General features: G+C 59.4%; 11 protein-coding genes. All 11 read left to right on the forward strand.

The genetic code is table 11. From position 1 onward, the window contains the following. Positions 1-13 precede the first annotated feature (13 nt). The 11 genes from AC0B60_RS02670 to AC0B60_RS02720 all read left to right on the forward strand — a co-directional run bounded on the left by AC0B60_RS02670 (position 14) and on the right by AC0B60_RS02720 (position 13,690). Positions 14-223, forward strand: coding sequence for a hypothetical protein (locus AC0B60_RS02670; protein WP_465083775.1), 210 nt, complete (start codon positions 14-16; stop codon positions 221-223). 176 nt (positions 224-399) lie between these two features. Beyond that, positions 400-1,167, forward strand: coding sequence for an HpcH/HpaI aldolase family protein (locus AC0B60_RS02675; RefSeq protein WP_465083777.1), 768 nt, complete (start codon positions 400-402; stop codon positions 1,165-1,167). 55 nt (positions 1,168-1,222) lie between these two features. After that, complete coding sequence (locus AC0B60_RS02680) at positions 1,223-2,434, forward strand: ATP-grasp domain-containing protein (protein ID WP_465083779.1); 1,212 nt, start codon at positions 1,223-1,225, stop codon at positions 2,432-2,434. Further along, on the forward strand, positions 2,434-4,230 hold the full coding sequence (locus AC0B60_RS02685; RefSeq protein ID WP_465083780.1) for an IucA/IucC family protein: 1,797 nt from the start codon (positions 2,434-2,436) through the stop codon (positions 4,228-4,230). The genes AC0B60_RS02680 and AC0B60_RS02685 overlap by 1 nt, the downstream gene beginning before the upstream one ends. Further along, the gene (locus AC0B60_RS02690; protein ID WP_465083782.1) at positions 4,227-5,411 is read left to right on the forward strand and encodes an MFS transporter; all 1,185 of its coding nucleotides are present in this window, start codon (positions 4,227-4,229) and stop codon (positions 5,409-5,411) included. Before AC0B60_RS02685 ends, AC0B60_RS02690 begins: the two co-directional genes overlap by 4 nt. Positions 5,412-5,434: 23 nt before the next feature. After that, the gene (locus AC0B60_RS02695; RefSeq protein ID WP_465083784.1) at positions 5,435-7,285 is read left to right on the forward strand and encodes an IucA/IucC family protein; all 1,851 of its coding nucleotides are present in this window, start codon (positions 5,435-5,437) and stop codon (positions 7,283-7,285) included. Next, positions 7,278-8,474: a type III PLP-dependent enzyme gene (locus AC0B60_RS02700; RefSeq protein ID WP_465083786.1), complete on the forward strand. Its 1,197-nt coding sequence runs from the start codon at positions 7,278-7,280 to the stop codon at positions 8,472-8,474. Before AC0B60_RS02695 ends, AC0B60_RS02700 begins: the two co-directional genes overlap by 8 nt. Before the next feature lie 105 nt (positions 8,475-8,579). Further along, on the forward strand, positions 8,580-10,688 hold the full coding sequence (locus AC0B60_RS02705; RefSeq protein ID WP_465083787.1) for a TonB-dependent receptor family protein: 2,109 nt from the start codon (positions 8,580-8,582) through the stop codon (positions 10,686-10,688). A gap of 119 nt (positions 10,689-10,807) precedes the next feature. Beyond that, positions 10,808-11,611 (forward strand): ABC transporter substrate-binding protein, encoded by an 804-nt coding sequence (locus tag AC0B60_RS02710; protein ID WP_465083788.1) that lies wholly within the window; start codon positions 10,808-10,810, stop codon positions 11,609-11,611. Continuing rightward, a complete protein-coding gene (locus AC0B60_RS02715; RefSeq protein ID WP_465083790.1) occupies positions 11,608-12,612 on the forward strand; it encodes an iron ABC transporter permease in 1,005 nt (334 codons plus the stop codon). Before AC0B60_RS02710 ends, AC0B60_RS02715 begins: the two co-directional genes overlap by 4 nt. Position 12,613: 1 nt before the next feature. After that, entirely contained in the window at positions 12,614-13,690 is a 1,077-nt protein-coding gene (locus AC0B60_RS02720) for a FecCD family ABC transporter permease (protein ID WP_465083792.1), read from the forward strand. Positions 13,691-13,697 lie beyond the last annotated feature (7 nt).

The following is a 13,697-nucleotide window of genomic DNA, read 5'->3' on the forward strand; positions in this document are numbered from 1 at the left end:
AAGGGGACTCACCATGAAGCGATTACTGGCAATGCTATTCACACTGACCCTGTTACCCGGAGTGGCGCTCGCGGCCCCTGAGGCCGGGTTCTGGGAGGCCTGTAATTCCATGATGTCTGGCATGGGCTGGATGATGCTGCCCATGATGATCATGCCGCTACTGCTGATCACGCTACTGGTGTTGGGCATCCTGGCGCTGATTAAATATTTGCGAAACCGATAACGACGAAACCGTCTCAATCCGCACAGGAAAACCAGATCAACTGCCATGTTCCGCGACATGGCAGTCCTTCACATTACCCCGATGTCATCCGCGTAGCGCTTGATTTTAGAATCGATATATCTTTAAATACGAATAAAAATGATTATCATTTAAATTATATTGATTGCGGAGGTTATGTGCTGACAGTTAACCAGGCGCGTCAGAAAGTCTCCCAGAGCCGCTCGGCGTATGGACTGCTTAACGCAGTGCCAACGCCATGGATGGTAGAGATGATCGGCCACGCCGGCTATGACTTTGTCATATTGGACACAGAGCACATGTCCACCAACCCAGAGTCCCTGGAACACATGATTCGTGCCGCCGAGTGTGCCTCCGTCACACCCCTGGTGCGGGTGCCTGGGGTTGATCGTGCGGCGATTACCCGGGCGCTGGATAGCGGTGCTCAGGGGATCGTTGTGCCGCGTATCCGTAACGCAGAAGAGGCACACGAGGTTGTTCAAATGGCACGTTACGCCCCTGCGGGGCAACGTGGTATCACTGGCGGCCGGACGACCGGTTTCGGAACCCTCCCGCTGAAAGACTATCTCAGCCAGGCGAACCAGGAAATCCTCATTGTGCTCATGATTGAGGATCAGGACGGCATGGATAACCGTGAAGCCATTCTGAGTGTTCCTGGTGTCGACTGGGTGCTTCCCGGGGCGGTGGATCTGTCGCAATCCCTGGGCTGCCCGGGTGACCCGTTCCATTCGTCTGTCAGTCACGCCATTACGGAACTGGCAACTAGTTGCCGCGGACGGCCGGTGGAATTTTGCGCCTTGCCCCGAAGTCCTGACCAATTAACGGAATGGCGGGAGTGGGGGGCGAGGGCCTTTCTCCTGGGAGAAGACCGCAGTTTGCTCTTCAAATACCTCAAGTCACATCTCGCGACCTGCCGTACCGAGTGAGCCCGCCGTCTTCCTGAGGCAACCATTCTTCTTCAAGCCTGACACGAGTTTTCCTATGCGCGATACCGTACTTTTTCTTGCTCATGTTCCAACAGAAGCCCTGAACCGGGGATTCCTGCCAGCTGCCCAGTCGATGGGGCTGAAAGTGATCCTGCTGACAGACCAGGCAGCAACTCATCACCACTATTTCAGTCAACCGGACCTTCCCGCCTATCCGGATCAGATTCTCCAGTGTGATGTATTTAATCCCCTGTCTGTTATCGATCTTCTCTCAGAACTACCGTCGCCGGTGGGCGTGTTCTCCAACAGCGACCACTTGCAGACGGTGACTGCCTTGACCGCAGACTATCTTGGGTTGCCCGGCAAAGACTGGCAAGCCTGCTACCGGGCAAAAAACAAGGCGGCCATGCGCCAGTACCTGAAAGCGCTTGATGACGGCGCATGCTGGTTCCGGGCGGTGAATGAGCAGGCGTCCCTGGCGGAAGTGATCAACGACGTTCCATTCCCATGTATTGCCAAGCCCCGTGAGGGCGTCGCGAGCCTCAACGTCAGGCGCCTCGACAACGCTGCGCAACTGCAATCGTTCTGTGATCAGTTCTGGCAAGAGCAACCCGGGCAACCGTTGTTGTTGGAAGAATTTCTGTCAGGCCCCGTTCACACTCTGGAGACCATTGGGGACGGAAATAGCCTGATTGCGCTCGGAGGATTTGAAGTACGGCTTTCCGAGCCGCCGCACTTTGTCGAACTTGAAGCGACGTGGGTACCCTACCAGCCGGACAGTCCTCATCTGCAGGAGATGTTCAAGCAGGTACGGCACTTCGGTGTGGGCCTTGGCTCTTGCCATTCCGAATTTGTGATAACCGACAATGGGCCAAGACTTATCGAGATCAATTACCGCACGGTGGGGGATGGCCGCGAATTCCTGCTTGACCGTATGATGGATCGTGGATTGTTCCGTGCCATCCTTCAGGCCCATCTCGGCAACCCTCTGGAATTATCCCCTCCCACGCAGGCAGCGCAGATACGCTACCTCAGCGCGTCAACCAGTGGACGGGTTCGCCGTTCAGCTCCTGAGCGCAGGGAGCCGTGCGGTGACGGCATTGCCGAGTTTGAGCCGTTGAGGGAAGTGGGTGATGACGTCCGGTTGACTCACTCAAACAAGGACTACCTGGGTGTGTTGCGGTTGTTTTCAAGCGATTCCTCCCGGGTAGAGGATACGTTGGCCGAATGGGCCACCGATCTTGAAGCAGAGTGGGAGATAGGCTGATGACCAGGGACACCGCTCTGTCTTCAACTGACTCCGGGCAGTATCTGACCCAGAGGCTGGTGAATGCCCTGATCCGCGAGGATGTAGCCGGATGCCAAAGCGATTCTCAGGCACTCCCTGCGGACAGAGTACCCGGCTCCCCCGAAAGGCCGGCCACCTGGTTACGGTGGACGTTGGCGCGAGGCGTCATGTGGTTGCCCGTCAATCCGGCGACCTTCATGCAGCGTTGGCAGTGGAGTGGCGACGCGCTCATCTGGCAGCCCGCAGATCAAACCGAAAGCGTGTCAGAAGTGGATCACTACGAGCAGGTTCTGGCATGCCTTACCGCGGACGAACACGACGACTCCGGAGAGCAGTTGGCGGTCTATGCCGACGAGTGCAGAACGGCGGAGTCTCACGCTGCCTTCTGCCAGAAGGAGCGGTCCAGGTGGTTTGACGAGATCCGCCACCAGGGGCAAAGCTGGAAGGACTTCCCCCGGCTATCCGAGCGCCTGCTTTACTTTGATCGCCTCGCGGCCTTTCTTGATCACCCGTTCTATCCCAGCGCCCGCGCCAAGAGCGGTTTTGATGAGGCGGCATTGGCGGCGTACGCGCCTGAATTTGCCCCGCATTTCCGGTTACGGTGGCTTGCCGTGCCCGGCACGGAAGTCACTGCGGTGGGAGAGCTCCCGGGTTGTTGGCCGGATTTCAGCGAGGTAGGGCTGGATAACCGGCTTGCTGACAGCTACCACTTGTTGCCGGTGCATCCTCATCTTTGGGACACCGCGCTGAGTGACTATCTGTTGAACACAGAGATCGGTGCCAGGGTCATCCGCGCACCAACGCCCGCGCTTTGGGTTCGGCCAACGCTGTCGGTACGAACCCTCCAGCTTGAGGCAGCGCCGGAGGTCCACGTGAAAGTCCCTTTGACCATTCGCACACTGGGCAACCGGAACATTCGAACGGTCAAACCGAGCACGCTTTACGATGGTCATACGGTTCAGCAAATCCTGCAGGAGATATCCGGCAAGGACCCGGTCCTTAAATGGACCTTTTCTGTAACCGACGAATCCTCAGGCCTGCACGTTGGCGACTTGCCGTGGCTGGGCTGCATTGTGCGCCGGTTTTGCGGGTTTTCCGACCAGCAGCAAATTGTGCCCGTTGCCTCCCTGTTAGCCGACAGCCCGGACGGTCGCTGCGTTGCCCAGATGATGGCGGACGAGTTCAATAGTGGCGACTTGACGGAATGGGTGCGCCAGTACGTTGCCCTGACGCTGACGGTGCACCTGCGGCTGTGGCTTGTCTACGGCATTGCACTGGAATCCAACCAGCAGAACTCCATGGTGTTGCTCACGCCAGGGCGGCCACCGCAGTTGCTATTCAAGGACAACGATGCCCCCAGGTTATGGCCAGACAGGCTATGCGGTCAGATGTCGTCCATGGACTCAAAAGTGGCGCAACTTCGGGATCAACGCATTCTGGTCAACGATGACACACCCCTGGCACAGATGTTTACCACCATTACCCTGCAACTGAACCTGGCGGTTATCCTTGAGGGTCTGGCCGCACGGGGGCTCGATTCACCGAGCCACTGGTATAGGTTGCTTCGTGAGGAGTTGATCAGCGTACTCGATCTGCTTGACGACGATGGTGTCAATACCCAGCCAGCGCGCAAAGTGCTGCTGGAGGATCGCCAGCTTTATACCAAGTATCTTCTCAGGGCAGGCAGCCTGGAAAGCAAGTCCCGCACGGGCGCCGCTGACATCAATAAATTCTATGGCAAGCTGGCTCCGAACTTTCTTGGGCAGGAGTCATGAGTCAATCCGTTCTGCCGGTGGTCCTGCTTAGCCACTTTACCGCGGCCTTGGTGGCGCTGGGGATGCCACCGTTTTTTGGGCTGATTCTGACGGACACATTTGCGGTTGAACACACCGTCTGGGTGGGCTGGTTCTATATTATCCCGACGGTTTGCACAGCGCTGGCGGCGCCGTTCTGGGGCAGAATAGCGGATCGTTTCGGTCGCCGCTGGTCGCTCCTTCGGGCTCAGATCGGTCTCGCCGTGGCCTTCGTGATCGCCGGATTGGCGCCGGGCGTGATCACCTTTGCCATGGCGCTGATGGTTCAGGGCTTTCTGGGCGGAACCTTCGCTGCCTCAAGCGCTTACCTTTCCACCGTCGCTCGCGGCCAAAACCTGACCCAGTCACTGAACTGGATGCAGGGCTCGGCCAGGTCGGCCATGATACTGGCGCCCATCCTTTTCGGTTTTTTCATGACCTGGGTCCCAGCGCAGCATCTGTATCTCTACATGGCGGTTCTACCCATCCTGGCGGCGCTGCTGGTATGGAAGCTCGCTCCCCCGGACGAGGTTTTGGGTGGGTCTCGTGGTCAGAAACAGCCTCGCGAAAGGGCTCCGGCATCCACCAGTTGGCGGCGGCTGAGGTTGCTTTACTTCGGTTTCAATTTCGCACTGGTGGCCAGTTTTCCCTACTTCATTCCCTGGACCCAGGAACGAACGGGCAGCACCGCCGCGATGGCCGGAGTTCTCTACAGCCTCCCCCATGCCATTTACCTGATTATTCTGGTCAGCCCACTGCGACGAAGCGTTGTTTTCGGTAAGTCGTGGAGCTTGCCCGCGGGCCTCGCACTGTTCGCGCTGTCGTACGTTATGCAGGCCACTGCTGGCACAACGGCCGCAATTCTCGCCGGACGTTTGGTGATGGGGCTGGGCATGACGATCTGTCTTTTCGCCCTCAATGCGGAGACCGCACGCCTCACACGCATGGAAAACGCCGGCCAAAGCTTTGGCGCCCTCGACAGTGCCGGCAAATGGGCCGGTGTCGCGGCCGGAGTGCTCGCGGGTGTCGCCACGGGTATGAGCAACCAGACGGCGCCACTTTGGCTGGGCGCCGTGGTGACCCTTTTCACCATCACTCTCACCGTCACTCTCCGTCAATCTCAGCGGCTACCGGGCCAACGCCCCGGCCATCGACAACCATGAACGCTTGGAAAAGGAATGAAGCCATGTCAATGACAGCGTCACACCACTATTTCAGGGATCAGCACTGCGACTATCAGGCGGATCAAGCCAGTATGGAAGCCCTGCTGAATTGCTACTGCCGGGATATTGCCCAGCCGTCTGGGGAGCTGTTGGTTCAGGTTGGCGAAGGGGGCCGGTCCTGGCCCCAGGGACTTCGGGTCCGCCTGGCGCTCGAATCCGCCAGTGTGCTGCAAATCGAATTTCCCGATTGCGAAGAGATCCTGCTGGTTCTGGTGGCGGGAGACTCACGGACATGCAACTACCGCTACCTGTCTGCGCCCTACTACAAGTCTGCGCTCAAGGGATGGCGGGTACTGGGGCTGGAGCAACTGGGCCGGATACTGCTTCATAAAATGGCGCAGCGTTTCGACGAACCTTTCAACAGCGAGCTCTACCGGCAGATTCTTCTCAGCCGGAACGTCATGCGGAGCATCCTGGCATATACCCGCGTGCCCGAAGACTGGGGGCAGGGGCTGGAGGCGTTCCGTTGGTCTGAGCAGTCCCTGAGTTTCGGACACCGTTACCATCCGGCACCAAAATCCCGGGAAGGGTTCGACACCGAGGACATCCTGCAGTACTCCCCGGAAATGGGCGCGGGGTTTGCCCTCTATTACTTTGCGGTTCACCCGGACGACCTTCGCACCCGGGGTGACATTGCCGGGCCGGTAGCCGGGTCAGACGCGGATATTGAGGTGGACGTGCCAGACGGATGGGTCACGGTTCCTGTGCACCCCTGGCAGGCGCGCTACCTCATGCGCCTGCCCATCGTTCGCAGTGCCATCCGATCCGGGCGGATCTTGCCACTGGGCCAGGCCGGCCCACGATTCTACCCAACTGCATCGGTTCGTACGCTTTACCAGCCGGGCAACCCCCATTTCCTGAAATTCTCAACCCATGTTCGCCTGACCAACTGCATCCGGAAAAACGCCGTTTACGAACTGGAAAGCGCCGTTGCCCTCTCCGCAGCCCTGAAGGCTCACCTTGCGCCCTCACTGGCCCGGTGGCGCGGGTTCCGGTTGCTGTACGAACCGGCTTACCAGACCCTTGATTTCACCGACCACTCCGAGCCGGATCGCCGAACCATTGCGGAAGGTTTCGGCGTTATCCTGCGGGACAACCTGGAACCCTACCTGGATACAGGCGTAACACCGATGCTGGCCGCAGCGCTGTTCAGCGATGATCGCTTTGGCCGCTGCCCAGCCACGGAGGCAGCGGGAGTCTGGGCTGCTGCCAAAGGAACCACGAATCAGGAAGCCAGGGTGCAATGGTTTGAGCAATATCTCGCCTTGCTGATCCCCCCTCTCTTTGAGTCGCTGTTCCACCACGGTGTGGCTTTTGAACCACACCTTCAGAACGTGGTGGTTGGCATTCGGGAGGGATGCCCTGTTCAGGTCTTTGTTCGTGACCTGGAGGGAACAAAACTGGTGCCTGGCCGCTGGTCGGGACGGCTGCCCGACACTCTCGATGAACAAACGCTGGCGTCCGTCCAGTACAGCCAGGACAAAGCCTGGAAACGGATCGCCTACTGTCTGTTGGTAAACCATCTGTTCCAGGCCGTGGCTTGCCTCTCCCGGGGGGAGGGCCACATCGAACTCCGGCTGTGGGAAACGCTCGCCAGGGCCGTGGGCGACTGGCTCGGAGGCACCGACGACTCCTGGGCGGCCGATGTTCTGGGCAGGCTGTTGGCTGGCGAGCCCATTCCGAACAAAAGCAACCTGATGACCCGCCTTTTCAAGCGTCCGGATCGTGAGTCGCAGTACACCCGGGTACCAAACCCGCTGGCGGTGGCTCTGCCCCGAGCCGTAGACAGCAGGGGAGGGCAGTGCAATGCCTGAAGTACCTGTTTCCGTTCAGCGAGCCATCAAAGAACTGAAAGGCCAGGACAGCGACCCGCTGTGCGCCTACGTGTATGACCTGCCTGAGCTCCGTAACCGGGCGCAGGGCATAGTCGAGTGTTTACCGCCCGGTTGTGAGATGTTCTATGCCGCCAAAGCGAATCCCGCCTTACCGGTGCTCGGCGCTTTGGCGCCCTTTGTACATGGCTTCGAAGTGGCATCCGGCGGTGAGTTGGACTGGGTACGCCGTCATTTTCCCGACACGCCTGTGATTTTTGGTGGTCCCGGCAAACTGGCCTCCGATCTGGAAAAAGCCATGGATCAGAACGTTGAACTGATCCATGTGGAAAGCCTGCTGGAGTTGCAGCGTTTGTGCGACATAGCCGGCCGCAAGCAGGCTCACCAGGACATTCTGTTGAGGATCAATCTCGAACTGGCTGACACACCCTCTACACGGCTTACCATGGGCGGTGTGCCTACTCCGTTTGGCATGGAAGAGGCCTGTATACCCGACGCGCTTGCGCTGCTGGCAAGGCAGGAGAGGGTCAGACTGCGTGGTTTTCATTTTCACCTGATGTCGCATCAACTCGATGAGAAACGCCACCTGACGTTGATAAAGCACTACCTGGAGACCGTCCGCACCTGGGAGGCCCAGTATGGACTGAGTCTTACCGAGATAAATGTCGGGGGCGGAATCGGGATAAATTACACCCAGCCCGATCAGCAGTTTGATTGGGCCGGATTCTGTACTGGCCTGGATGAACTACTTCATGCCTATTCGGACCGCGCCTGGAAAATCCGGTTTGAATGTGGCCGTTTCATAACCGCGCCCTGTGGTTTTTATGTTGGCGAAGTTCTGGATGTTAAACGCTGCGGCGAGGAATGGTTTGCCGTCTGCAGGGGTGGCACCCACCACTTCCGGACACCGGCGGCCCAGGCCCACAACCATCCGTTTGAGATACTGCCCACCAACGACACGGAGGCTGCAACACCAGGCGTTGCCGATCACTCCGTCACCCTGGTCGGTCAGTTATGTACGCCCAAGGATGTGTTTGCCCGCCAGATTCATGTCGCGTCGCTCGGGGTTGGTGATCTGGTCGTATTCCATTATGCCGGTGCTTACGCCTGGAACATTTCCCATCAAGCGTTTCTGATGCACCCCCACCCACAAGAGTACTTCATTGAATAACCCGGTAAGCGGATCTTCAGGCAGCAACTACCTGTTTTAATTGTAATGCGAATTATTATCAGTAGAATGCTCAATCAAAATTTATAACACGTGCTGGAGAACACAATGTCGAAGTCTGAAGTCTCAAAATCGCTGCGCCGCCACCGACTGTCTGTTGCCATAGCCATGCTCCCTGTGTCGCTCCTGGCTATTGGCGCAGCACCTGTTCTGGCACAGGAGCAGGCCGATGCGCCCGTCCAGCTACCCGGCATCAACGTTACCGCCGACTGGCTGGGGCCGCCGACTGAAGAGTCCGAGAAGACCTACACTGGGGCGCGCACGGTGGTGGAGGAGGAACAGCTCCAGGCGACCGGAGCGCTGAATCTGGACGATGCCCTGCGCCCGGTACCCGGTGTCACAGTGCTTGATGAAACCGGTACGGGCATTCTTCCCAATATCGGTGTGCGTGGCCTGAACCCGCTGCGCAGTGAACGACTTCAGATTCTGCTGGACGGTTACCCGATTGCCATCGGCCCTTACAGCAACGTCGGCGTGTCGCTGTTCCCCGTTACCCTTCCGAGCCTGGAAGTCGTGGATATTGTCCGGGGTGGCGCCTCAGTTCATTACGGCCCCAACAACGTGGGCGGTGTGGTGAATTTCGTCACCAAACCGATTCCGGCGGAAACCTCCCAGACCCTTCGTGAGCGGGTGACCATCGCGGAAGAGACCGGCAACGTCTTTACAGATACCTATTACCGTGTGGGCGGCCGGGCGACCGACAAGCTCGACCTGCAGTTCCAGGCCAACGTCCAGCGCGGCGATGGCTTTCGCGACCACTCCGATACCGAAGTGGATAACCTGATTCTGGACGCCCGGTATTACCTGAACGACCAGCATGAACTGGCCACCCAGTTGCAATACTACCGCGTCGATGCCGAACTGCCTGGCGCCCTGACACCGCAAGCCTATGAGCAGGACCGTACCCAGAGCCAGCGCCCACATGACGGCTACGAAGCGGACATGAGCCGCGCCACCTTCACCTGGACGTACACGCCGGCCGACAACATGGAATTCCAGTGGCGCAACTTTGTGCACGATGCCGACCGCACCTTCTACTTCGGCCAGAACCTGAGCGGCACCGGCCACTGGGCGGACCCAGGGCTGGATTCCACCCACGTTGCGGATTCACCGCGATTGTTCACTGTCTACGGTTCCGAGCCTCGGGTCGCTATCCGTTACGGCCGCCACGACATTACCCTGGGCGCACGGTTTGTCAGCGAGGATGTGGAATTCGACGTCAACCGCCTGGAATTTTCCTCCGGTAACCGTTCCGTGGCGCGCGACTGGCATCTGGACACCCGGGCGATGGCGTTTTATATCAGTGATACCGTGTCGTTCCTGGATGACCGCCTGACGGTGACGCCGGGCCTGCGTTATGAAGATGTCGACATGGACTTCCGTGACAACCTTACGGGCAACACTGAGGAAAACAATGCTGATGAGCTGTTGCCGGGCCTGACCGTAGGCTATCAGGCGTCTGACGATCTGTTTGTCTTTGCCAACAGTCAGCGCTCTCTGGTGCCGGTACAGATTGCCCAGACCACCCGTGACGGTGCCGTTGCCAATGAGACATCGTGGAACCACGAGCTAGGCGCCCGCCTGCAAGTCACCCCCGACCTGCTGTCTTCAGCCACCCTGTTCCGCATCGATTATGAGGATCAGATTCAGTTTAACCAGTCAACTAGCCGTTTCGAAAACCTTGGCGAAACCCGTCACCAGGGTATCGAACTGGCGAACCGCTGGAACCTCAACAGCCAGTGGGAGCTGGGCCTTGGCTATACCTTCCTCGATACCGAACAGTTGACCGGCGACAACGAGGGCAACGAGTTACCCAATGCTCCCACCCATAAAGTCAGCGCCGATGCGGTGTACAGCTACCAGGCCTGGGATGCCAGCCTGAACTGGGTGTATGTCAGCTCAAGCTATAGCGATGCAGACAACACGGAAGAAGAAACCAGCAATGGCAGCGCCGGTGAGTTGCCGGACTACCATCTGGTCACCACCAGAGTCGGTCGCGATTTCGCCATTGGCGGTGATCGTGTGCTGAACCTTGGCCTGGCCGTCAACAACCTGCTGGATGAGGATTACTACTTCCGGGGCGTGGACGTGAGTCCGGTCGGACGTGTACCGCAGCCCGGTCGAAGCTTTATCCTCGAGGCGCAACTCGATTTCTGATGGCCTGCTTACGGAACCGGATCGTAGAGATCCTGCTCGTTGTTTTGCTATCGCCTGCGTCAGGATGGGCGCAGGATCAGGCTGTCAGTTTGACGGACGACCGCGGGGAGACCCTGCGGTTGTCTGAACCGGCGGCCCGGCCCGCTGCGATCTCGACCTTTGGGGCCGATGTCGCACTGGCGCTGGATACACCGCCGGTTGCCGTCACCGACTACGGACTTCAGGGCGTGCCCGACTACCTGGCGTCACAGTTAGACGGGGTGACGGGGCTCGGCCCGCGACATCAGCCCAACCTGGAGGTACTGTCGTCTGTCCGGCCGGATCTCGTCATCGCCATACGTCGCTATACCGAGAAAGACGGTGACCAGATAGAAGCCATCGCGCCGATGTTGGCTCTGGACCTGATCACGGTCCAGGACAGCCTGCGGGGTGTTGAGTTGGCGGGGCAGGCACTGGGTGCACCGGCGAAAGCCAGTGCACTCAATGCCCGCCTTCTTGATCGCGTTCAATTACTCGCGGACCGTAACAAACCAAAGCCTGCCGAGACGGTGGCGCTGCTGACCAGCGGCAGTGAAACCCCTTTCGTCTATTATGACCATTTTCTGCCGACGGCGTTGCTGGAGCGTCTGGGCTTCGACAATATCGGGGGCCAGCCACCGAATCCCGACAGCGGCATCCCACTGGGCTACCGGATCAGTCTTGAAGCCTTGCTGGAACTTAATCCGGATACCATTCTACTGTTGCCCACCAGCCGTCAGCGCGCGTTCACGATGAACCCCATCTGGCCCTATCTCAAGGCGGTGCGCACGGGCCAGGTCTACGAAGTGCCTCACTATTGGAAAGAAGGTGCCGGTCCGATTGCCCGGGAGCGTATCCTGGACGACATACAGCGGCTGTTGCTGACCTCGGAATCCAACAAATGACGGGTGATGATTCAACCACACGCCCCATGGGTCTTTATGGAGCAGCGGTATTTCTCCTCGTGCTGTTGTTCTTCGTTGGCCTGATGGCGGGCTCTCGATGGGTGTCGCCGACCTTGTTGCTGTCAGCCATCGACGGCAGCAGCGACTTGTTGACGCGCATCACCGTGCTGGAGCTGCGGCTGCCGCGAAACCTGCTCGGTATTCTCGGTGGTGCCGCTCTCGGGGTTGCTGGTGCTGTCATGCAGGGCGTTACCCGGAATTCGCTGGCATCCCCCGGTCTGACCGGCGTGATTGCCTCCGCCGCCCTGGCAGTCGTGTCGCTTCGAACTCTGAGTTCACCGGGCGCGATGTGGCTGCCGTTGATGGCCCTTGGCGGCGGCCTGCTGGGTGGCGCACTGACCTTTGCCATTGCAGGCCGGCGCCAGCTTCAGCCCGAGCGGGTGGTGCTGGCCGGCATCGCTGTCACGTCGCTGGCCACCGCACTGACCACGGGCCTTCTGTTGGTTTCCGGTGCGGAAGCGGCAGAGCTCTACTATTGGCTGGCGGGTAGCCTGATGGGGCGGGGCTGGCTTCAGCTCCAGTTGGTGCTGCCCTGGCTGCTGCTTCCGCTCGGTGCCCTGTTAGTGATGCAGAGGCCCTTCCGTTTACTGCAACTTGATGATGATCTGGCTTTGGCCATGGGGCTATCGGTCGGCCGCTGGCGACTGATATTTTTGCTGCTGGCCCTACTGCTGGCTGCAGCGCTGGTCGCCTTCACCGGCCCAATCGTTTTTATTGGACTGGTGGCGCCGCACATTGCCAGGCGGCTGGCCGGCAACCAGATCCAGCACTGGCTGCCCCTGAGTGCTCTGTTTGGAGGGCTGTTGTTGCTGGCGGCGGATATCCTGGCTCGGCAACTGGCCTTTCCCCAGGAGCTACCCGTCGGTATGCTGACGGCCCTTATCGGGGCCCCCTGGCTGATCTATCTGCTTAACTCGCGAACCTCACCCCGGAGCGCATAACGTGACCCATCCGGCTACGACAACGCCTCGGGCAGGCCGCCGTGGCATGCGGATTCCAGGCGCCGGCCCCGTTGCCCGGCTGCTTCTGGCTGGCGGGCTCAGTCTGGTTGTTGTCATCGTCGCGGGCGTCCAACTGGGGGCGGTGGACCTGACGTGGTCCCAGATGTGGGCCGGGTTGACCGGCGACAGCACTCAACACGTGCAGCGAGTGGTCTTCGAATTACGGTTGCCCCGCACCCTGACCGGCGCCCTGATTGGTATTCATTTTGCCCTGTCAGGGTGGCTGTTACAGTTGCTTAGCCGCAATCCGTTGGCAGAAGCCGGCATTCTCGGCATCTCCGCCGGCGCCAGCCTGGTGGCGGTCGTCGCTTTTATTATCGGAGACTGGTTGGTGTCCAGTGCCGATCCCTACAACAATACGTCGTTTGCCCTTCAATATTTGCCCCTGTTTGCCATGGCAGGCGGGCTGGTAACGGCGCTTGCGGTTTATTTCCTTGGTATGCGGCATGGCCAGTTGTCGCCAGTCAAAATGACGCTGACCGGTGCAGTCATTGCCGGCATGTTGCACGCACTGACCACCGGTGCGCTAGCGTTCTGGGGCCATGCCCATACCGAGCTGGTTGCTCAGTGGCTGGCCGGCTCACTGTATGGCGCAGAATGGCAGCACCTCCGCACATTGCTGCCATGGACAGCGATTGGTCTTGTCGGTGTCGCGCTGCTAGTGCGCCCCCTGGAGGTCATGCAGCTTGACGATCAACACGTTCGCACTCTGGGCCTGGGCCTGAACCGCTGGCGTGCCTTTGCCCTGCTGATTGCCACCCTGCTGGCGGCCAGTGCCGTCGGAGTGGTTGGGCCGGTTGGCTTCATTGGCTTGCTGATTCCTCACATCAGCCGACGGCTGGCAGGCGCCAATCTTCCGGTCCAATTGGTGTTGTGTATACTATTGGGCGCGGTGCTGGCGGTACTGGCGGATTTACTCGGCCGGACACTGTTTGCGCCCTATGAAGTGCCCGTGGGTGTGGTTTCCGCCGTCCTCGGCGTACCGTTTTTTCTGTATCTGTTATCGCGTCAACCCTGAGGCCGGT

It is taken from the genome of Marinobacter sp. V34 (genome assembly GCF_055524115.1).